The organism is Massilia agrisoli (genome assembly GCF_020831365.1).
In the GTDB taxonomy this organism is placed as follows: domain Bacteria; phylum Pseudomonadota; class Gammaproteobacteria; order Burkholderiales; family Burkholderiaceae_D; genus Telluria_A; species Telluria_A agrisoli.
In genome coordinates this window covers 40,865-60,909 of record NZ_JAJHPV010000010.1, presented here as the reverse complement: position 1 = coordinate 60,909, position 20,045 = coordinate 40,865, and the positions used below count along the sequence as shown (strand labels likewise).

Annotated in this window: 16 protein-coding genes; 5 read left to right on the top strand and 11 right to left on the bottom strand. The window is 66.0% G+C overall.

The window, feature by feature from the left end:
* Positions 1 to 15: 15 nt before the first annotated feature.
* Together prsR and LMJ30_RS06755 are read left to right on the top strand one after the other, a co-directional pair.
* Positions 16 to 1,377 carry a PEP-CTERM-box response regulator transcription factor gene (gene prsR / locus LMJ30_RS06760; protein WP_229431578.1) on the top strand — a complete coding sequence of 454 codons (1,362 nt, stop codon included), beginning with the start codon at positions 16 to 18 and terminating at the stop codon, positions 1,375 to 1,377.
* Positions 1,370 to 2,800: a right-handed parallel beta-helix repeat-containing protein gene (locus LMJ30_RS06755; RefSeq protein WP_229431577.1), complete on the top strand. Its 1,431-nt coding sequence runs from the start codon at positions 1,370 to 1,372 to the stop codon at positions 2,798 to 2,800. Before prsR ends, LMJ30_RS06755 begins: the two co-directional genes overlap by 8 nt.
* Before the next feature lie 4 nt (positions 2,801 to 2,804).
* Here LMJ30_RS06755 and LMJ30_RS06750 read toward each other — a convergent pair whose 3' ends face one another.
* The 7 genes from LMJ30_RS06750 to LMJ30_RS06720 are packed head-to-tail and all read right to left on the bottom strand — an operon-like array spanning position 2,805 to position 9,327.
* Positions 2,805 to 3,647 (bottom strand): hydrolase 1, exosortase A system-associated, encoded by an 843-nt coding sequence (locus LMJ30_RS06750; protein WP_229431576.1) that lies wholly within the window; start codon positions 3,645 to 3,647, stop codon positions 2,805 to 2,807.
* Entirely contained in the window at positions 3,644 to 4,483 is an 840-nt protein-coding gene (locus LMJ30_RS06745) for a hydrolase 2, exosortase A system-associated (RefSeq protein WP_229431575.1), read from the bottom strand. Before LMJ30_RS06745 ends, LMJ30_RS06750 begins: the two co-directional genes overlap by 4 nt.
* Positions 4,484 to 4,729, bottom strand: coding sequence for an acyl carrier protein (locus LMJ30_RS06740; RefSeq protein ID WP_229431574.1), 246 nt, complete (start codon positions 4,727 to 4,729; stop codon positions 4,484 to 4,486).
* An 11-nt stretch (positions 4,730 to 4,740) separates the two neighbouring features.
* Complete coding sequence (locus LMJ30_RS06735) at positions 4,741 to 5,796, bottom strand: GNAT family N-acetyltransferase (protein WP_229431573.1); 1,056 nt, start codon at positions 5,794 to 5,796, stop codon at positions 4,741 to 4,743.
* Positions 5,793 to 6,965 carry an aminotransferase class I/II-fold pyridoxal phosphate-dependent enzyme gene (locus tag LMJ30_RS06730; RefSeq protein WP_229431572.1) on the bottom strand — a complete coding sequence of 391 codons (1,173 nt, stop codon included), beginning with the start codon at positions 6,963 to 6,965 and terminating at the stop codon, positions 5,793 to 5,795. Before LMJ30_RS06730 ends, LMJ30_RS06735 begins: the two co-directional genes overlap by 4 nt.
* A gap of 14 nt (positions 6,966 to 6,979) precedes the next feature.
* Positions 6,980 to 8,002: a polysaccharide deacetylase family protein gene (locus tag LMJ30_RS06725; protein WP_229431571.1), complete on the bottom strand. Its 1,023-nt coding sequence runs from the start codon at positions 8,000 to 8,002 to the stop codon at positions 6,980 to 6,982.
* A gap of 14 nt (positions 8,003 to 8,016) precedes the next feature.
* The gene (locus LMJ30_RS06720; protein ID WP_229431570.1) at positions 8,017 to 9,327 is read right to left on the bottom strand and encodes a putative O-glycosylation ligase, exosortase A system-associated; all 1,311 of its coding nucleotides are present in this window, start codon (positions 9,325 to 9,327) and stop codon (positions 8,017 to 8,019) included.
* 177 nt (positions 9,328 to 9,504) lie between these two features.
* Between LMJ30_RS06720 and LMJ30_RS06715 the strand changes: the two genes are divergently transcribed.
* The 3 genes from LMJ30_RS06715 to LMJ30_RS06705 all read left to right on the top strand — a co-directional run bounded on the left by LMJ30_RS06715 (position 9,505) and on the right by LMJ30_RS06705 (position 14,233).
* The gene (locus LMJ30_RS06715) at positions 9,505 to 11,082 is read left to right on the top strand and encodes an acyl-CoA ligase (AMP-forming), exosortase A system-associated (RefSeq protein ID WP_229431569.1); all 1,578 of its coding nucleotides are present in this window, start codon (positions 9,505 to 9,507) and stop codon (positions 11,080 to 11,082) included.
* On the top strand, positions 11,079 to 12,305 hold the full coding sequence (locus tag LMJ30_RS06710) for a pyridoxal-dependent decarboxylase, exosortase A system-associated (protein ID WP_229431568.1): 1,227 nt from the start codon (positions 11,079 to 11,081) through the stop codon (positions 12,303 to 12,305). The genes LMJ30_RS06715 and LMJ30_RS06710 overlap by 4 nt, the downstream gene beginning before the upstream one ends.
* A gap of 95 nt (positions 12,306 to 12,400) precedes the next feature.
* Complete coding sequence (locus tag LMJ30_RS06705; RefSeq protein WP_229431567.1) at positions 12,401 to 14,233, top strand: asparagine synthetase B family protein; 1,833 nt, start codon at positions 12,401 to 12,403, stop codon at positions 14,231 to 14,233.
* Positions 14,234 to 14,335: 102 nt separating this feature from the next.
* Here the strand turns inward: LMJ30_RS06705 and LMJ30_RS06700 are convergent, their stop codons facing one another.
* The 4 genes from LMJ30_RS06700 to LMJ30_RS06685 all read right to left on the bottom strand — a co-directional run bounded on the left by LMJ30_RS06700 (position 14,336) and on the right by LMJ30_RS06685 (position 20,029).
* On the bottom strand, positions 14,336 to 16,108 hold the full coding sequence (locus LMJ30_RS06700; RefSeq protein WP_229431566.1) for a DUF4214 domain-containing protein: 1,773 nt from the start codon (positions 16,106 to 16,108) through the stop codon (positions 14,336 to 14,338).
* A gap of 207 nt (positions 16,109 to 16,315) precedes the next feature.
* Complete coding sequence (locus LMJ30_RS06695; RefSeq protein WP_229431565.1) at positions 16,316 to 17,707, bottom strand: phenylacetate--CoA ligase family protein; 1,392 nt, start codon at positions 17,705 to 17,707, stop codon at positions 16,316 to 16,318.
* The gene (locus LMJ30_RS06690) at positions 17,704 to 18,816 is read right to left on the bottom strand and encodes a glycosyltransferase family 4 protein (RefSeq protein ID WP_229431564.1); all 1,113 of its coding nucleotides are present in this window, start codon (positions 18,814 to 18,816) and stop codon (positions 17,704 to 17,706) included. Before LMJ30_RS06690 ends, LMJ30_RS06695 begins: the two co-directional genes overlap by 4 nt.
* Positions 18,809 to 20,029, bottom strand: a complete 1,221-nt coding sequence (locus LMJ30_RS06685; protein WP_229431685.1) for a TIGR04063 family PEP-CTERM/XrtA system glycosyltransferase — start codon at positions 20,027 to 20,029, stop codon at positions 18,809 to 18,811. The genes LMJ30_RS06690 and LMJ30_RS06685 overlap by 8 nt, the downstream gene beginning before the upstream one ends.
* Between the last annotated feature and the right edge of the window lie 16 nt (positions 20,030 to 20,045).

Below are 20,045 nucleotides of genomic sequence, written 5' to 3'. Positions count from 1 at the left end.
GGCAAGAGGATTGTTGTGACTCAGACTAAGCAAAAACTGTTAATTATCGAAGACGACCCGGGCCTGCAAAAGCAGCTGCGCTGGAGTTTCGACGCCTATGACGTCGTGGTGGCCGGCGACCGCGAAAGCGCGCTGGCGCAGATCCGCCGCCATGAACCGGCGGTAGTGACGATGGACCTGGGCCTGCCGCCCGACCCGGACGGCGCCACCGAAGGCCTGGCCACCTTGCAGCAGATCCTGGCGCTGGCGCCGGAGACGCGCGTCATCGTCCTGACCGGCAACCAGGACCACGCCAACGCCGTCAAGGCAATCGCGATGGGCGCCTACGACTTCCACCAGAAGCCGTGCGACCAGGAGGTGCTCGGCCTGGTGCTGCAGCGCGCCTTCTTCCTGCACGCGCTGCAGCAGGAAAACCGCCGCATGCAGCAATCGCAGGCCGATTCGCCCACAGCGGGCATCATCACGCGCGACGCCGGCATGATGAAAGTCTGCCGCAACCTGGAAAAAGTCGCCCCGACCTCGGCTTCGGTAATGGTGCTGGGCGAGAGCGGCACCGGCAAGGAAGTGCTGGCGCGCGCGCTGCACAACCTGTCGCCGCGCGCAAACAACCGCTTCATGGCGATCAACTGCGCCGCGATTCCCGAGAACCTGCTCGAGAGCGAACTGTTTGGCTACGAAAAAGGCGCCTTCACGGGCGCGGCCAAGCAGACCAAGGGCAAGGTCGAACTGGCGCACGGCGGTACCTTCTTCCTCGATGAGGTGGGCGACCTGCCGATGTCGCTGCAGGCCAAGCTGCTGCGCTTCCTGCAAGAGCGCGTGATCGAGCGGGTCGGCGGCCACGAAGAGATTCCAGTCGACGTGCGCATCGTCTGCGCAACCCACCAGAACCTGAAGGAACTGGCCACCACCGGCCGCTTCCGCGAAGACTTGTACTACCGCCTCTCTGAAATCGTCGTCACCATCCCGCCATTGCGCGCGCGCGTTGGCGACGCCGCCCTGCTGGCGCACCACTTCAAGAACAAGTTCAGCGCATCGGAATCGCGCAGCGGGCTGCACTTCAGCAGCGAAGCGATGGACGCGATCGAAAGCTACCAGTGGCCGGGCAATGTGCGCGAGATGGAAAACTGCATCAAGCGCGCGGTGATCATGGCCGACGGCCCGCACATCATGGCCGACGACCTGGGCCTGTCGGGTGCGGCGCTGCCGGAAGAACCGCTGAACCTGCGCCAGGTGCGCGACGAGGCCGAGCACAAGGCCATCGTCAAGGCGCTTGCCCGGGTCGATGGCAACATCGTCAAGGCCTCGGAACTGCTCGGCATCAGCCGCCCTACCATGTACGACCTGATGAGCCGCCACGGGGTCAAGACCGGTGCGTAAGCGCCGGACCCTGGCGATCCTGGCACTGGTGGCGCTGGCCGGCGCGGGCGCCGCGGCGGCAGGCACGCTGTGGTTCCTCGACAGCCGCGGCATTACGCCGCGCGCGCTGGCCCCGTATGTCGCCAAGCGCAGCTCGGGCCATAACGAGGCGATCGAACAAACCGGCCAATGGATGCAGCGCACCCTGTTGTCGCTGGACCGCGGCAGCCCGTACGCCGGCAACGGCGACCTGTTGAAGCTGCGCCCGGGTGGTGTTGTGCCAATCGCGCCGCCGGCCGCCACGCGCGCGGTATCCGTGACGACAGCTGACGGCCTGCGTGGCGCGATGGCTGGCGCGCTGCCGGGCGACGTCATCACGCTGGCGCCGGGCGAATACACCTTCATGCGCGGGGAACTGGCTGCCCGGCGCCCCGGCGCCGCAGGCAGCCCGATCGTCGTGCGCGCCGACAGCGCCGGGACCGTTACCATCGGGATGGGCATTGCCGAAGGTTTCAAGGTCACGGCGCCGCACTGGACGTTCGAGAACCTGACGATCCGCGGCGTCTGCAAACACCAGCTGTTTTGCGAACATGCCTTCCACGTCGTCGGTGACGCCGACCATTTCACGGCGCGCAACAACACCGTGATCGATTTCAACTCGCACTTCAAAATTAACGCGCGCCGCGGCCAGTTCCCCGATCACGGCGCCATTATCGGCAACACGGTTACCAACACGACGATCCGCGACACCAGCACGGCAGTCACCCTGGTCGACCTGGTCTCGGGCAGCGACTGGGTCATCCGCGGCAATGTGATCACCGACTTTATCAAAGGCGGCAGCGACCGTATCAGCTACGGCGTCTTCGCCAAGGGCGCGGGCGCGCGCAATATCCTCGAACAGAACATCGTCATCTGCGAGCATCTGCTGCGCGCACCGGGCCAGCGCGTCGGCATGTCGCTCGGTGGCGGCGGCACTGGCAAGCAGTACTGCCGCGACGGGCGCTGCATCACCGAACAGGAGGACAGCGTCCTCCGCGCCAACCTGATCGCCTCATGCTCCGACGACGGCATTTACCTCAACAGCGCGGCGCGCAGCACAGTCAGCCACAACACCGTGCTTGATACGGGCGGCATTGTGGTGCGTTTCGCGGAAAGCAGCGCGGACATCGAGGGTAACCTGGTGGACAGCGCGATCCGCAGCCGCGACGGCGGCGTGGTGCGCGCGAAGGACAACTTTGACACCAGTATCACTGCCCTGTATGCCGGCCGCCATCCGGTGCGCGCGCTGTTTAGCGGTGCGTCGGTGGCCGACCTGGCCTGGGACGGCGAGGCGCCACGGCGCAAGGAGCAGCCGGCCAGCCCTGTACCCGACCTGTGCGGGGCGCAGCGGCCTGCGCGGCCAAGCTACGGCGCGTTCGAATCGCTGGCGGCCTGCAAGCGCTAGGCCGTCACCAGGCGTCGAGCCAGTTCGCAGTGTGTTGTGCAACCTGGTCGCGCCAGCTGCGCCGTGAAAACGTATGGTCGGCGTCTGGCAGCGTTTGCCGGCTGACCTGGGGGCGCGCCAGCAGCGATTTCCAGTCGCTGGACGACTTTTCCATCTCGAGGAATTCCTGCGCGGTCAGGTCGACGCCGCTGGTAAGCAGCAGTACCTTTCCCCTGAACTGCGCGAGCCCCTCGCGCATCCGTTCGCGCAGTGGCGCCTTGCATTCACTGGTGGGGACTGGCGCGGCCGTTGCCGCACCAAGCAGGCGCGCGAACGAGGCCAGCGCCTTGCCGGGATTGAAGCGCCCTTCGATAATCTTTTTCCAGAATGCCGGCTCCAGCAGGCGGCGCCGGTAGTAGTGCTTCAGCGTGGTTTTTGCGATGCCGTCGCTGCTGCGTGCCCACGGATTGGCCAGCACCACGCCAGTGACGCGCGCATCCTGCGGCGCGTAGAAAAGCGCGGCAGACGCGCCGTCGCACAGGCCCCACAGCACCACTTCGGTCACGCCGTATTCCGCGCCAGTGAAATGGTCGACAGCTGCGCGCAGGTCGTCGTCGATGTCCTCGAAGCTGCGCGGATCGCCCTGGCTGTCGCCCATTCCCCGGTAGTCGAAACGCAGCACCGGTGTGCCCCGCGCGGCCAATTCGCGCGCCAGCAAAGCAAACTGGCGATGGCTGCCGACACGGTATTGCGGACCGCCGACGACGATGATCACGCCGCGCGCACGCGCTTGCTCCGGCATTGTGGCAACGCCGTACAGCCAGTCGCCGCGGCACTGGAAGCGCAGCGCGCGCTGTTCGACGTTCATGAGCGCATGCTTTCAAAGGCGATGCAGGTCGCGTCGAGCAGCGCGGCGGATTCGGCAATCTCCTGGCTCGACCAAAATGGCGGCCCTGCCACCGGCGACGCGGTCAAGGCCACCCCGCCGGCACGCCACGCCTCACCGGTACGCACGGCGGCGGGCGGCATCGGACGCACGGCTTCGGCCACCATCTCGAACCAGTGCGCCGGGCAGGACAGCGGCGCGAGCGCGCGCAGGTCCAGCGCGCCGATATCGGCCGCCAGCGCGCCGGTGATTTCATAGCCGCCGATTTCCAGCATCTCGCCGGCGGCCAGGGCGGTGCGCAAGGTAGCGGTATTGGACGCTTCCGCTCCGTTGGCGCCAGCCATGCTGCCCGCCAGCTTCAGGCGCAGCAACTGGGTGATGAATGCCTCGCCGCTGGCCAGCGGCTGCCACAGCACGATGCCGGCGATACCGGCGCGGGTGCGCGCGAAGTCCAGCGCCAGCAACGCGCCCATTCGCAGGCCGAGCAGGTACAGGGGGGCGTCCAGCCGCGCGGCCAGCCAGTCGGCGCCAGCCGACAGGTCGCTCGTCCATCCGGCCCAGCGAACATCGCGCAGTTCGCCGTCACTGTCGCCGCAGCCTTCGAGGTCGATCTGCAGCACGCCGAAGCCAAGCGCGGCGAGGCGGCGCGCCTGCATCGCAAGCATGCGGCGCGACTTGTTCAGCTCATCGCCGAACGGCGGCGTAACCAGCACGGCGCCGAGGCACTTTCCGCCGGCAGGCGGATGGAAAACACAGAATCGCTGCCCCCCGGGAGACCCCAGGAAAAACGGTTCAGCGCCTGGATTTTCCCGGGTCATTTACGCGGTTTTTTCAGCGACGAAGTTGGCCAGGCTGCCAAGGGTGGCGAAGGTGCGGGCACTGATTTCGTCGTCTTCCACCGTGATGCCGAACTGCTCTTCGAGCGCGCCGATGACGTTGACGACTGCCATCGAATCGAGCTCGGGCAGGCTGCCCAGCAGGGGCGTGCCGGCATCCATTTCGGCCTGGTCGCCGGACAGGGACAGCACATCAATCAGGAGTCGTTTTACGTCGTCGAGGTACATGATCATTTTCTTCAGTTTGAATCGGGGCTGGCTTCCAGCCGCGCTGCCTGGCGCCGCGGACGGGCTTTCAGGAGTTGTTTGAGGGCGCCGAGGACGGGCCAGCGGAACGCGGTGACATGGTACATCGTGCGAACCTCATCAGTCCAGCGCGTGTGCCACTCCATCACCTTGCCATAAAACTCGATCACGCGTACATCGCCGCTGTCGAACAGCGCGCGGAACTGCTCTTCGCGCATCAGCAGCGTCGGCGACAGTCCTTGCGGCGCCGAAGCATCGTAAGCGGTTTTCAGGATGATCACGGTACCGTCCACCGCCAGGCACAAGTCCATCGCCACCAATTGCTCGCCGAACCAGTAGCGGTAAATGCGGCCCTGCCCGCGCGCGCACGCCGACTCGAACAGCGCGCGGTAGAAGCGGCCCTGCGCGGTCGATGCCTGCACCGCCGTGCCCTGGCCTGCCTTCCAGCCCGATTGTTCCAGCCGCGCGTAGTCGTCGATGGCGGCCGCGGCTTGCCCGGCGCCGGTCACCACATCCATGCGCGTGGCGATGCCTTCGCGCGCCAGCCGCGCGCGCTGCTTCTTCAAGTTGCTGCGCAGGTTTTTGCCCCGGCCAGCCCAGTAGTCGTCGAAGCTGCCCGACACCGTCACGCGCGCCGTGGCGATATAGTCCATGGTCGACACCCCGGCGCCGCCAGCGGGCCGCGCCTCCAGCGCAGGATCGCGCTGCAGGAGGCTGAGCACCAGCGGAAAACCGGGCAAGGCCCGCATCAGGCCAGCCATCAGCACGCCGGTATCGAGACCGGGCTGCTGGAGCCACATGCCCACCGGCGCCTGCGAAGGCTGGAAAGTCTCCCACGTGCCGGCGCGGCGGCGCGACAGCAGCGCCATGGCGACTGTCGCGCCGCCCTCCTCGCAGCGCGCCAGCACTTCCCCCTTGCCGAAATGCGTCAGCAACTGCGTCACGAATTCCGGTTCCAGCAGCGGCGACGCCAGCGTGGCCGCGTTAAGCACGCGCCACTGCTCCGCGCGCTGCGCGAAGGACGCCGCCGGTTCAATGGTCCATTTCATGCCGCGCCCACCACGGAACATATCGTAGCGGCCAGCCATCGGATCTCCGCATCCGTCAGCTCCTGGTGGCATGGGAAAGCGAACACCCGGCGCGACAGTTCGATGCTGTCGGGGCAGTCCACGCCGGGCCAGAGCTTTTCGGCGAAACGGATCACCGGCACGCCCGCCATTTTGAGCGGGGCAAAAATGCGCTCGGGATCGGCAACGACAACCGGGAACGCCCATGGGTACACGTCGGCGGGCAGCGCAGGAAACAGCGGAGCCATGCCCGGCAGGCCGGCGAGCGCAGCCTGCAAGGCGAGGTAGTTGGCGCGGCGGCGCTGCGCGATGCGCCCGCGCGCGGCGAAGCGCAGCACCAGCCGCGAAAACAATGAGGACCGCTTGTCGAGCCAGCGCGGGTCGAAATCATAGCTACTGTCCGACGATGACGGCGTCAGGGCGGCCGCTGCGCTCTTGCCCTTGCCCTTGCCGCGCCTGAGCAGCTTCCACAAGCCGTCCTTCAGCGCCAGCGGAAGCCGGGCCGCCGGCAGGCGCCCGTACTCCAGCCCGCGTTCAACGGCGGCCAGCGACGCCTTCAGTTCAAAGCCGATTCCTGCCGAGCGCAGGTCTACTTTTGCCAGGCTGTGGCGCGACGACACCAGGCAGCCGCCTTCGTAGATCGGCAAAAACTTCATCGTGCTGCCGATGGCGTAGTCGCCGAAGGAGCCGAGCGGACGGCCGCCGCTGGCCCCGAAAAAGCTGTGCGCGCAGTCTTCCACCATGGCCAGCCCATGGCGGTCGCAAAAAGCGCGGATCGCGGCCAGGTCCTGTGGAAAGCCGAAGTAATTGACCGCCACCAGTGCCCGCGCGCCCTGCGCTTTGGCCGCGATGTCGTCGAGGTCCGCCGATGCGTCGCTGCGGACCCGGTAGAACACCGGCTCGGCGCCGGCCGCCACGATCGGCGGAATCATCGACAGGCTGTGATAGGCCGGCACCAGCACCCGGTCGCCCGGCGCCAGGCCGATGGCGCGCATCGCCAGCGCAAGCGCAATGCGCCCGCTGGTGACGAGGCGCACCTCGCCGCTGTCGGTCATGGCGCTGATGTGGGGATCGCGCGGGCCAAGCAAGGCGCCGGCCGACAGCACCGGCGTGACCGGCACGTGCGCCCTTGGGTAAGCGTGGCTTGCCATGACGCGTTTGCCGGTCAGGCCGCGTTGACCGTGCGGGCCAGGTTCTGGATCATGCGCAGGGTGAAGCGCAGCTGGCCGGCGCCTTCGGGCGTGAAGCGCGGCAGCTGGAACAGGTCGGCACGCGCCGACGCGGCTCCCCAGGCGGTGGACACGGCGGCCTCGAACCCGGCTGCCTTGACCATGTCGACATGCTCGGCGCCGTAATCGCGGTGCGGTTTGCCGTTCGGGTAGGCGAACCAGCGCACCGGCGCGCCGGTGATGTCTTCAAGCTCGCGCTTGCACTCGGCGATCTCCTGGCGCGCCGCGTCAGGCGGCATGTTCGACAGGATCGGGTGGTTGACCGTGTGGGCGCCGATTTCCATGCCGGCCTGGTGCAGCGTCCGCACCTGGCTGGAGGTCATCATCAGGTCGCCCGGCTGGCCTTCCGGCAGCATGCCGCACAGGCGGTCCACCTGGGCTTCGCGCGCATCGAGCGGCAGGTACTTGAGCGATTCGAGCAGCGCGTCGATCGCATCCTGGCGCGCCTTGATCGAGTCGAGCGTCAGCTGGCCGTAGCCCAGGCTGCGCAGGTCGAGCGATTCGGGCGCGGTGCGGATCACTTCAATGACCTTGTCGTTCCACATGCGCCCGCCGTTCAGGAAGCCGGTCGCCAGGAAAAAGGTCGCCGAGATGCGGTGCTTGAGCAGGATTGGCAGCGCGATTTCGACGTTGTCCGCATAGCCGTCGTCGAAGGTGATGCAGGCCGCGCCGCGCGGCAAGGTGCCGTTGCGCAGCCCTTCCACCGCTTCGCTCAGCGAGATAATGGTGAATGCCTGGCCCAGCTGCGTGAGTTGTTCGTCGAAGCGCGCCGCATCGAGCTCGCTCGGGAACAGGGGGTCGGCCTCCGGCCGCACGCGGTGGTAAATCAGGATCGACAGCCTGTTTTTCAGGCTGGTGGCGACCACCGCCTGCATCAGCAGGCGGCTGGCCAGCGAATCGAGGAAGGAGCCCTTGCGGCCCGACATCCCGGCGATTGAGTTAGATCCCGCAAGCGGCATTCGTGCGATCCGGTTCAGTGGTAGTGAGGGACAGGCTTGCGGAGCGGCGCGTGCCGGCTCACGATCGGCGACCCGGCAGGCGCTTCTTTTGCGACGGTTTCCTCGACAAGGCGCCCGAGGATAACCACCATGGCCATCACATAGTAAGGAATGTCGAAATAGGCGAGGCTGAGGAAGGCGCCGCCGACCCCGAAACCGATCAGGCTGACCTGGATCATCGACGCCAATTCGGCCGCCCACGCCAGGTCCTCCCTCTGCTTGCAGGTGCGCCTGATCCAGCTCGCCCTGCGCCAGGTGAGGAAGGCCAGTGTCAGGTACAGGGCCAGCCCGACGAAGCCATGCTCGCCCATGACCTGGAAGTAGATACTGTGGGCGACGTGGACGTCGGTCGGATCGGGCGCGTAGATGGCGAAAATGGCCGGGGTCCAGGTGATGAAACCGCCCCCGGTCAGCGGGTCGTCCTTGGCCAGGTTGAACGCCATGACCCAGGCATTGATGCGGCCGACCGCCGACGCATCTTCATCGTAGGTCGCGATGGTGTCCATCCGCTCGGTCCACTTGGCCGGCATGAAATTGATCGCGAACGGAATCACGATGGCCATCACCAGGCCCGATTTGACCTTGCGCGGGCTGCGCAGCCACAGCACGACGACCATTGCGGCGATGCCGATCAGGGCGCCGCGCGAGTAGGAACCGAGCGCCGACAGGCCGCACATCAGCATCGCGATCAGGATGCCCCAGCGCGCCCAGACGTTGGTCTGGCGGCGCAGCAGGTAATACATCAGCGGGATAATGGTGACGAAGGCCAGTGCGACTTCGTTGTTACCGTAGATGAAGCTGTCCGGCGGACCCCATACGCGTTCGCCGCCGCCGCTGCGGATGGTGAACAGGCCGCCCTTGATGCCATAGAAGGCCAGTGCGCCGCACATCGTATAGAGCAGCATGTGCAGCTGGTCCTTGGTCCGCACCAGCATGATGGTCACCAGCGTCATCAGGAGGATCTTCATGACCTTCTCGAGCATATCCAGCGACAGCTCGGGCAGGAAGGCAGCCGCAGTCGTCACGCACATCCATAGCGCGAACGCGATGACCACCTTGACGATCGGCGTCATGGGCAGGTTCTTGGGCTGCTTCGATATGATCAGCGAGTACAGCGTGATGCCGGCGACCAGCGCGGCCCACGGGAAGGAATAGGCGAAGCCGTACGTCAGGCGGTGCGGGTTCATCACGCTGATCCATACCCACATCATGATGCCGATATGGGGCCGCCTGAAAATCAGGGGCAGCAGGGAGACAATAATCAGGGTGAGGACAATGTCTCTCATAGCAATCCAGGGGTAATCAACGATCAAAATACTTTACGCTTTGACATTCTTCCACGGGCGAAATCAAATTTCCCGATAGAATGGATGCCGTCCCGAACAATAGCGCATTTTTAGTATTCTTGAAACATCGCTACGTTACAATCGTACGCGGTGTTGACCACGAAAAAAAGGTAATTGATGACCCGGTTAATCCACGAATTCATCCTGCGTTCGGCGCGCGTTGCGCCCGGCGCGGAGGCGCTGGTCGACGGGGACGTGCGGATCTCGTATGGCGCGCTGGCGTCGCAACTGGAACTGGTCGCCGCCCGGCTGGCTGCGCACGGGCTGGAAAGCGGCGGCCGGGTCGCCGTCTACCTCGACAAGAATGTGGAAAACGTCGCGTCGATGTTTGGCGCCACCCTCGCCGGCGGCGTGTTCGTCCCCCTCAATCCGCAACTGAAAGCGCCGCAAGTGGCGCATATCCTGGCCGACTGCCAGGCGCGCGTACTGGTCACGTCAAACGCGCGCCTGCGCACGCTGGCGCCAGTGCTGGGCGACTGCGCCGGCCTGACCCTGGTGCTCGTCACCGGCAGCGGCGAGCGCGCCGCCCTGCCCGCCCATGTCATGGTGCTTGGGTGGGACGAGTTCCTGTCCCAGCCTGTCCAGGCGTCGCCGCATCCCGGGCGCATCGACGCCGATATCGCCGCCATTCTTTATACCTCGGGCAGCACCGGCAGCCCGAAAGGCGTTGTTTTATCGCACCGAAATCTCGTTGCGGGCGCGGAAAGCGTTGCTTCCTACCTCGGTAATACCCCGGAAGACCGCATCCTTGCCGTGCTGCCGCTCAGTTTCGACTATGGACTGAGCCAACTGACCACCGCCTTCAGCGTGGGCGCCACCGCGGTACTGATCAATTATTTGTTGCCGCGCGACATACTCGACGCGGTCGAGGCCGAGCGCATCACCGGCCTGGCCGCGGTGCCATCGCTGTGGATCCAGCTCGCGCGCCTGCCGTGGCCGGCCGGCTGCACGCTGCGCTACCTGACCAATTCCGGTGGCGCCATGCAAAGGCCGACGCTGGACGCCCTGCGCCAGGCCCTGCCCGGCGCTACGCCCTACCTGATGTACGGCCTGACCGAGGCATTCCGCTCCACTTACCTGCCGCCCGACCAGCTCGACCGCCGCCCCGACTCGATCGGCAAGGCGATCCCGAACGCCGAGGTGATGGTGCTGCGCCCGGACGGCAGCCAATGCCAGCCCGGCGAACCGGGCGAGCTGGTACACCGTGGCGCGCTGGTCTCGCTCGGCTACTGGAACGACCCGGCCCGCACTGCCGAACGCTTCCGCCCACTGCGCCCGGTCGAAGCCGGCCTGCCGCTGCCCGAAATCGCAGTCTGGTCGGGCGACACCGTGCGCAAGGACGAAGAAGGCTACCTGTACTTCATCAGCCGCAACGATGAAATGATCAAGACCTCGGGCTACCGGGTCAGCCCGACCGAGGTCGAGGAAGTGGCATGCGCCATCGACGGCGTACAGGAAGTGGTGGCCTTCGGCGCCGCCCATCCGGCGCTGGGCCAGGCCATCGTGCTGGTGGCCAGCGCCACGATCACCGAGGCCGAACTGCTGGCGCACTGCAAGCGCCAGCTGCCGGCCTACATGGTGCCGTCGAAAGTTGTCATCACTGGCGGCGCGCTGCCGCGCAACCCGAACGGCAAATTCGACCGCAAGCTGCTGGCCACCGAGTATGCCAGCGCATTTACCGGAGGCGCCCAATGAGCCGGCCGCACGCGCCGCTGACGCAGTTCGCCGTGGTCGACGACTGCCTGCAGATCGGCGGCATGCCGCTGACCCGGCTGGCCGAACGCGCCGGCCGCACCCCCTTCTACGCCTACGACCGCGCCGCGATGACCGCGCGCGTGGCCGAGCTGCGCGGCCGGCTCCCGGCCGGCATCCACCTGCATTACGCGATGAAGGCCAACCCGATGCCGGCGGTGGTCCAGCACATGGCCACGCTGGTCGACGGCATCGACGTCGCCTCCGGCGGCGAACTGCGCACCGCGCTGGACACCCCGGTCGATCCGGGCCGGGTCAGCTTCGCAGGCCCGGGCAAGAGCGACGCCGACCTGTCGTGCGCGATCGCGTCCGGCGCGGTTTTGAACATGGAGTCGGAAGGCGAAATGGCGCGCATTGCCGCCATCGGTGCGCGCCTCGGCCTGCAGCCGAAGGTCATGGTCCGGGTCAACCCTGACTTCGAACTGAAATCGTCGGGCATGAAGATGGGCGGCGGACCGAAGCAGTTCGGCGTCGACGCCGAGCGCGTGCCAGCCATGCTGGCCGAGATCGGCCGCCTTGGACTGGGCTTCGAAGGCTTCCATATCTTCTGGGGTTCGCAAAACCTGAAGGCCGAAGCGATCTGCGAGGCGCACGACAAGACCTTTGCGCTGGCAGCGCGGCTGGCAGCCGACGCCCCGTCGCCGGTGCTGACCCTGAACATCGGCGGCGGCTTCGGCATCCCCTACTTCCCCGGCGAGCAGCGCCTCGACCTGGCGCCCGTGGGCGACAACCTGGCGCGCCTGCTGCCGCATGCAAAAGCTGCGCTGCCCGACGCCCAGGTGGTGATCGAGCTTGGCCGCTACCTGGTTGGCGAGGCCGGCGTGTATGTCACCCGCGTCATCGAGCGCAAGGTCTCGCGCGGCCAGGTGTTCCTGGTGACCGACGGCGGCCTGCACCACCACCTGTCCGCCTCGGGCAATTTCGGCCAGGTGATCCGTAAAAACTACCCGGTCGCCATTGGCAACCGCATGGCCGGCGGCGAACGCGAAACGGCCAGCGTGGTCGGCCCGCTGTGCACCCCGCTCGACCTGCTGGCCGACCAGATGGAACTGGCCAAAGCCGATGCCGGCGACCTGGTTGTCGTGTTCCAGTCGGGCGCGTACGGGCTGTCCGCCAGCCCTGTTGCCTTCCTGGGACACCCGAGCGCAATTGAAATTATGCTTTAGCAATTAATTGGTAAAATGTACAGAATGTGTCATTGGTGTTTTGTTTAACGATTAATTAGCGAGTAAGTCATGCCGAAAATGATGGGGTTGCAGCAATGAGCGGCTTATGTGGATTCATCGGATACGGCGCGAGCGCCACCGATAACCGGGCGGTCATTGAAACGATGGCTGCGCCATTGGCGCGCTTTCACAGCGCCCCTCTGCAGAGCATGCAGGGCCGCAAGAGCGCTGTCGGCGTCGTCGCCAGCGCCGCGACCAGCCATGTATACCAGCGCGATGGCCTGATGGTGGCCCTGTGGGGACTGCCGGGCAAGGGTATCGGGCAAGGCGCCGACAGCGTCGCCGCCGGCATCGCCCAGGCATGGCGGCGCGATCCGGATGCGCTGTGCGCCAGCCTGAATGGCTCGTTCTCGCTGTGTATCGTCGATGATGACGCCGGTGAAGCACTGCTGGCGATCGACCGCATGGGCGTCGGCAATATGGCCTACCAGGTATCGGGCGAAGCGCTGGTGTTCGGCTCGTCCGCCGATTCCATCGTGCGCCACCCGCTGACCCCGTCCGTGCTCGACCACCAGGGCCTGTACAACTACGTCTACTTCCACATGATCCCGGGTCCGGGCACGGTATTCCAGAACCAGCAGCGCCTGCTGCCGGGCGAATTCCTGCGCTACCGCCAGGGCCGCATCGAGAAGCGCCAGTACTGGCGCATGAAGTTCGACGAACGTCCTGAGCGCCCGTTCGGGGAACTCAAGCAGGAATTCATGCGGCTGCTGGAAAGCGGCGTGCGCGATGCGGCGGCAGGCAGCGAAGTGGGCGCCTTCCTCAGCGGCGGCACCGACAGCTCGACCATCGCCGGCGTGCTCACCAAAGTGGGCGGCAAGCCGGCCAATACCTACTCGATCGGTTTCGAAGCCGAAGGCTACGACGAGATGGAGTACGCGCGCCTGGCCTCGCGCCACTTCGGCACCAGCCATCACGAATACTATGTGACGCCGGACGACGTGGTCGATGCGATCCCGAAGGTGGCGGCCGTGTTCGACCAGCCATTCGGTAACGCCTCGGCGCTGCCGGCCTTCTACTGCGCGCGCATGGCGCGTGCCGACGGCATCACCCGCATGCTGGGCGGCGACGGCGGCGACGAACTTTTCGGCGGCAACGAGCGCTATTCGAAGCAGCACGTGTTTGAAAAATACGAAAAGGTCCCCGGCCTGCTGCGCAAAGCGCTGCTGGAACCGGCGGTCTTCAACTTCCCGGGCGGCGAGCACATCAAGCTGATCCGCAAGGCGCGCAGCTACATCGAGCAGGCGTCGGTACCGATGCCGGCGCGCCTGGAAACCTACAACCTGCTGGGCCGCTACGGTCCGAGCCAGGTGTTCACCGACGCGTTCCTGGTGCACGCGGACACCAACGGCCCGCTCGAAAACCTGCGCCGCGACTACGGCGGCAATGAAGCGGCCAGCCTGATCAACCGCATGCTGGCGCTGGACTTCAAGATCACCCTGGCCGACAACGACCTGCCGAAGGTGATCCGCTCGTGCGAACTGGCAGGCATGGACGTCGCCTTCCCGTTCCTGTCCGACGACATGGTGGCGTTCTCCAGCCAGCTGACCGCCAAGCAGAAGCTCAATGGCACCAAGCTGCGCTACTTCTTCAAGGAGGCGCTGCGCGACTTCCTGCCGGACGAGATCATCAACAAGCAGAAGCACGGCTTCGGACTGCCGTTCGGCGTCTGGCTGCAGCACCACCAGCCGCTCAAGCAGCTGGCGATGGACAGCCTGTCGGACCTGAAGCAGCGCGGCATCGTCCGCCCTGCGTTCATCGACCAGCTGGTCGGGCAGCACCTGTCCGAACACGCGGGCTACCACGGCACCATGGTCTGGGTACTGATGATGATGGAGCAGTGGTTCAAGCAGCACGAACAGGCTTGATCCGAGCGGCGTAATAGGTTCTTCGCTGATAATCGCGAATCAAGCGCAACCCCGCTGCCTGGGCAGCGGGGTTCGAACGCGCATTTTGGCGTGAAAACCTGATCAGGCCGGCACGGCCGGGGCGCCCACCAGTACGATGTCCAGCTGGCCTGCGGCGCCGTCGGCAAACATGGCAATCGCCGTCAGTTCCGCAGCGTCAATCACGCCATTGTCGTCTTTGTTCACATACGCGAACAGGGCAGCGCCGCTGTCGCTGGTGGCGAGAATCAGCAGCTCATCTTGCAGGGCGAGCTTGGTGACGTCGAGCGCGCCGTTCAATGCCTGCAGGGATTGCTCGATGCCAGCCTCGCTGCCCACTCCTACGGCGCTGCCAACGGCAATGGCGACTGCTTCGGAGGTGCCATCCACCGTCGTCTTTCCCGTGCCCGAGCTGGCCCAGCCGAGCTTGCCGTCGGCGTTGTCATCGATTACGCTCGCCGCCTGGCCTTCCAGCACGATCGTGTCGTTGCCGGTGTCGAAGCCAAGGATCAGGTCAGGCGCCGCGCTGGCAAGGCTGTCCACCACAATAGCCAACGTTCCACCCTGGTCGACTACCACATCCTGCCCGCCGCCGGTGCCAATGCGCACGGTCGCCGTGGCGCTACCGATAAACGCCTCGTTGACGTCGTCGGCGGCGGCGCGTGCGACGTCGCTCGTCACAGTTGTCACCTTCTCGATGGCAAAGCCCTCCATGGCGAACACGCCCTCATGGCCGCCGGCAAACGTTGCCGAGCCTGCGGCCAGGTGGCCAGTCGCGGTGGTGAAGGTATCGTCCTTCCAGCTGATTCCGTACAAGCCCGCTTCCAGCGGCGCGGCGAAAACAAGCTGGTCGCCAGTGACGGTGTAGTCGAGCGCGAGCGCATCGCCGGACCCCGAGGCTTTGTCCTCGAATACCAGGGTGGTAGCGTTGCCGAGGCCCGTGACGCTGCCGGCGGCGGCCTTCAGGACCAGCGTAGCCGGGCTGTTCGCCAGGTCGAATTCCAGGGTCACGGCCGCGTCGGTGCCCGGCTCGACCGGGTCCGGCTTGTTGCCCATCATGTTGTCCAGGGTGGCCTTCAGTCCGCCTTTGCCCAGCTGGCCAACGAGGTCTTTCAGCGTGGTGCCCTCCGGCAGCGACTTCAGGAGCTGGGGCATGCCGCCGCCGCGCATCAGCGCCGCCACGGTGTTCGGGCTCTCTGCTGCGGAGCGCGCCACCTCGGCCATGGACTGGACCAGGCTGACCGGGTCGGTGCTGCCCTGTGCGGTGTCGAACAGGTCCAGCAGTTCGCTACCCGAGCCCATGGCGCTGACAACTTCCGGGGTCTTGCTGGCGACCTCGGTCAACACTGCAGTCGCCTTGACCAGGGCTGCGATGTCGCTCTTGTTGGCATTCATGGTAACCGCGCGCACCAGCACACGTGCGGCCTCGACCGCTGCAAGGCCACGGTAGGCGCCGCCTGACGCCTCAACCTGGGCGGTAAAGGTGTCCGCAGCCTCGAGGCGAAGGGTAGACAAGCTGGCGTCCGTACCTTGTGCACCGCCAAGTACCGCGATAGCGACGTCAGCCACCGTGGCGTGACCGTTGGCGATCGCATCGCTCCAGAATTTCAGGCCTTGGGCATCAGGATTGCGATTGAAGAGTTGCTGATAGATTTCGGTGATGCGTTCGCTCGCGGTGTCGGTACCGAAGCGCGCGCGCGCCTCGTCGGAGTCGGCAAAGAAGCTCTTGATGCTGTCGACATCGCCACCTGCCTTGCTGAGTTGCTCAGCCCAGAATTTCAGGCCTTCCGGATCGGCCGGACGGCCATAAAACGCGAGATAAAGGGAATTAACGGTCGAGTTGTGGGAGGTAGTCATCATCGTCTCCAAGAAGAAATAGCCATCGGGATTTTCAGGCTGGTCGATAAATTCTATCCCAGTGGAAACTATTTGCCTGTAGGAAATCCACCCGCGATGGCGAATTTCTCATGAGAATTGTGACAATTTGCAACAATTGATGATTTTTTTAGGGCGCGGTCCAACGCAAGGCGTCCGCGCGTAGCGCGGCGCTTGCGCGTACATACACTAGGTCCGTACCGCCGTGGAGTCGACCTTGCTGACGACGTAGCGGTACTTGCCCGACTTCTCAGGCAGGATCGCCTCGACTGGTTCGATGTCGACCTGCACACCCGCGCCGAGGCGCTTCTTGAAACCGGCTTCGATGGTGCCGCGCAGCGCCGTATCGGGCGGTGCGTCGCTGACCACCTGCACGCGCGTGTGGTCCACGCTCTCCTGGATGATCTTGAAGGACTTCACCTGCGGCAGGTCGCGCAAAATGTACACCAGCGCCAGCCCGTGCATCACCGCGCCGTCTTGCGTCACCAAAAAGTCGGTGCTGCGGCCCTGGATCTCCTGTAGTACCGGCAGGCCGCGCCCGCAGCCGCACTGCTTGGTGCCGAGCACGCCGACGTCGCCAGTGCGGTAGCGGATGAACGGATAGTCGCCGGTGGCCAGGTGGGTCACGACGATTTCGCCTGCAGTGCCGGCAGGGACCGGACGGCCTTCGCTGTCGATGGTCTCGACAATAATGTCCTCGGCCGTGATGTGCATGCTGCCCGACGGGCACTGGTGCGCGATGAAGCCCGCGTCGCGCCCGCCGTAGCCGTTGGCCACCGGACAGCCGAAGGTGCCCGAAATCTGGGCGCGCTGTTCGTCGTAGAGGCGTTCGGAGGTGACGAAGGCCACCCGGATGCCCAGGTCGTCCATGCGCCGGCCCTTTGCTTTTGCGTGGCGCGCGATATGCGAAAGCGCCGACGGATAGCCGAACAGCATGCGCGGCCGGCGGCGCTGGATCTCGTCGAGGAAGCCGTCCAGCTTCGCTTCCGACATTTCGAACGCGGGCAGCAGCGAGGTGCGCAACATTTTGTCGCGCGCGGCGCGCACGCTGTCCTGCGCACCCAGCTCAATCGGCGAACCCCACACGACGATTTCCGGGTCGCCGATGTCGACATTCCACCAGCGCGTGGCGCGCCATTTCGCGGCGACGTCGTGGCTGACCCGCTCCTTGCCGATGTAGAACACCAGCGGCTCGCCGCTGGAGCCGCCGGTATTGAAGCGCGCCAGGCCGCGCGCATCGTCGGCGCGCATGCGGTCGCTGTTGGCGCGGATGGTCGGCTTGTCGAGCAGCGGCAGGCGCGCCAGGTCCTCGACGGTCTTCAGGTCGCGCGCCGGGTCGAAGCCGATTTCCTGGAACAGGTCGCGGTAATAGGGCACCTTTGTTTGCGCGCGGGTCAACAACGCGCGCAGGCGCTTCATCTGCAGGTCGCGCAGGCGCGCGGCCGGCCACCACTGCGATTTTTCCATTGCGCGGCGTACCGCCACCGTGCTGTGGCGCTTCATCAGTTCGTGCAGCGGGAACAGCACGCCCGCGACGACGCGGGTGTACGGACTGGCGCTGCTTGGTTTTGCGGTAATCATGGGTTGGTCGCCATTTTCGGAGTGCCGGGTTTCAGGACGGAGCGGTACACCGCCATCAGGCGCGGCTTCACGCCCGCCCAGGCGTACTGCTGAACGTAGCGCAGGCCTGCGACGCGCAGTGCCGTGGCCAGCCCGGGTTCATCGGTAACGCGCAGCACGGCATCGGCCATCGCCTGCGGATCGCGCGGCGGCACCAGCAAGGCGGTCTTGTCGTGGTCAACCAAAAACGGCACGCCGCCGACATTGGTGCTGACCACCACCGCACCGCTGGCCAGTGCTTCAAGCACCGAATTGGGCATGTTGTCGACCGTGCTAGGGTTAAGCATGATGTCGGCGTCGCGGTACAGCGCGGCCATGCCGGCATTGTCGACACGGCCGGTGAAGGTCACCGCGTGGGCCATGCCAAGTTCGGCCACGAGTTGTTCGAGTTCGGCGCGCTGCGGGCCGGAGCCTGCGACGACCAGGCGCGCGCCCGGATGGCGCGCCAGCACCAGCGCAAACGCGCGCAGCGCGGTGCCGTTATCGTAGATCGGCTCGAGGTTGCGCGCCACCAGCAGGCGCGGCGCCTCCAGCGTCTGGGCTGCGACGCGGTCGCTGTTGAAGCGTTCGAGGTTGATGATGTTCGGGACCACGATGGTGCCGATGCCGTGCTTGCCGAATACCGACTCCAGGAAGCCCGACGGCACCACCAGCGCGGACGCGCGCTGCAGGCTTGGGCGCACCGACGCCAGCGATTTCGCCAGGAAGCTGCCCGCCTCGCCGCCCCGGTAGTTGACCACCACCGGGCAGCCGCGCAGCCAGCCGATCCAGATCGCCGGCGCGGCAAACAGGTGCCATGACCAGCCGGAATTGGCCATCACATGCATCAGGTCGACCCGGCCGGCGCTGCGCCACAGGGTCGCAAGATACGGCAGCATGCGCGCGACGGCGCGCACACCCTTGATGCGCCCGGCCCAGGCCGGGCGGTAAGGCGCGTTCACCTGGATCAGCTCAACACTGCAGCCCTCGCCCGACAGCAGCAGGGCAAGTTGTTCGGTCTGGTTTGCCATGCCGCCCGACGGCGGCGGCAGCGGCCCGACCAGGCCGATTTTTAAAGCATGTTCAGCCAATTGCGGTTTCCTTGCCGACCAGGCCGCGGTACACCGCCTGGTAGCGCGCCACGCTGGCGCGCCAGTTACGTTCCTGTTCGACGAAAGTGCGGCCAGCCGCGCGCAGCGCAGGCCAGCGCTGCGGCTCGGACAGCAGCGCCAGCACTTTGGCGGCGAGCTGCTGCGCATCGCCGGCGGCGAACAGCACGCCGGTCTTGCCGTCTTCGATCAGTTCCTTGTGGCCGCCGACGTCGGACGCCACCAGCAGCCGGCCCTGGGCCATGCATTCGAGCGGCTTGAGCGGCGTAACCAGGTCGGTCAGGCGCATCTTCAGGCGCGGGTACACCAGGATGTCGACCAGGTTGTAGTAGCGCTGCACCTGGTCGTGCGGCACGCGGCCGGTGAAGATCACCTTGTCGGCCACGCCCAGCTGGCGCGCCTGTTCTTTCAGGGCGGCGTCCTGCGGACCGCCGCCGACGAGCAGCACGCGCACGTCAGGGTTCACCTTCAACATCTCGGGCAGGGCCTGCAGCAGCACGTCCAGGCCTTCGTAGGCGTAGAACGAGCCGATGAAACCCAGTACCGGTTTGCCGGCGATGCCCAGCTCCACCGCCAGCGCTTCATCGCGCCTGCCGTCGGTGCTGAAGTCTTCAATATTGACCGCGTTCGGGATCACCGTGACCTTGGATGCCGGAATGCCGCGCCCGACGATCTCGGCGCGCAGGCCTTCGCAGATCGTGAAGGCCGCGTCGACCCGCTTCAGGGCCCAGGTTTCGAGCGCGCGCGTGAGCCGGTAGCGCAGGCCCCATTCGCGGCTGGTGCCATGGTCGACCGCCGCGTCTTCCCAGAAAGCGCGGATTTCGTAGACAACAGGGATACCGAGCTGGCGGCCTACACGCAGCGCGGCGACCGCGTTGAGCACCGGAGAATGGGCGTGGATCAGGTCCGGCTTGATTTCCTTCGCCAGCGGCAGCAGGCGCGCGGCGAGGCCGTCGATGACCGCCTTCTGGTTCAGCACCGGCAGGCGCGCCAGCAGGCCGCTTTCCGGCGCCGTGCGGTGGAACACCAGGCCGTCGACGGTTTCCTGGCCGGCGCTCTTGCTGCCCTGCTTGGAACCGGTCAGGTGATGGGTTTCCCAGCCGCGCGCGCGCTGCTGCTGCAAAATCGAGCGGCTGCGGAAGGTGTAGCCGCTGTGCAGCGGGATCGAGTGGTCGAGCACATGCAGCACGCGCAGCGGCGCGCCGGTGATG

Bases quoted from the DNA above. Each gene is read 5' to 3' on its own strand.
- LMJ30_RS06735 (WP_229431573.1), bottom strand. From the start codon at position 5,796: ATGAAATGGACCATTGAACCGGCGGCGTCCTTCGCGCAGCGCGCGGAG.
- LMJ30_RS06730 (WP_229431572.1), bottom strand. From the start codon at position 6,965: ATGGCAAGCCACGCTTACCCAAGGGCGCACGTGCCGGTCACGCCGGTG.
- LMJ30_RS06745 (WP_229431575.1), bottom strand. From the start codon at position 4,483: ATGACCCGGGAAAATCCAGGCGCTGAACCGTTTTTCCTGGGGTCTCCC.
- LMJ30_RS06725 (WP_229431571.1), bottom strand. From the start codon at position 8,002: ATGCCGCTTGCGGGATCTAACTCAATCGCCGGGATGTCGGGCCGCAAG.
- LMJ30_RS06705 (WP_229431567.1), top strand. From the start codon at position 12,401: ATGAGCGGCTTATGTGGATTCATCGGATACGGCGCGAGCGCCACCGAT.
- LMJ30_RS06720 (WP_229431570.1), bottom strand. From the start codon at position 9,327: ATGAGAGACATTGTCCTCACCCTGATTATTGTCTCCCTGCTGCCCCTG.
- LMJ30_RS06695 (WP_229431565.1), bottom strand. From the start codon at position 17,707: ATGATTACCGCAAAACCAAGCAGCGCCAGTCCGTACACCCGCGTCGTC.
- LMJ30_RS06750 (WP_229431576.1), bottom strand. From the start codon at position 3,647: ATGAACGTCGAACAGCGCGCGCTGCGCTTCCAGTGCCGCGGCGACTGG.
- LMJ30_RS06740 (WP_229431574.1), bottom strand. From the start codon at position 4,729: ATGTACCTCGACGACGTAAAACGACTCCTGATTGATGTGCTGTCCCTG.
- LMJ30_RS06710 (WP_229431568.1), top strand. From the start codon at position 11,079: ATGAGCCGGCCGCACGCGCCGCTGACGCAGTTCGCCGTGGTCGACGAC.
- LMJ30_RS06700 (WP_229431566.1), bottom strand. From the start codon at position 16,108: ATGACTACCTCCCACAACTCGACCGTTAATTCCCTTTATCTCGCGTTT.
- LMJ30_RS06715 (WP_229431569.1), top strand. From the start codon at position 9,505: ATGACCCGGTTAATCCACGAATTCATCCTGCGTTCGGCGCGCGTTGCG.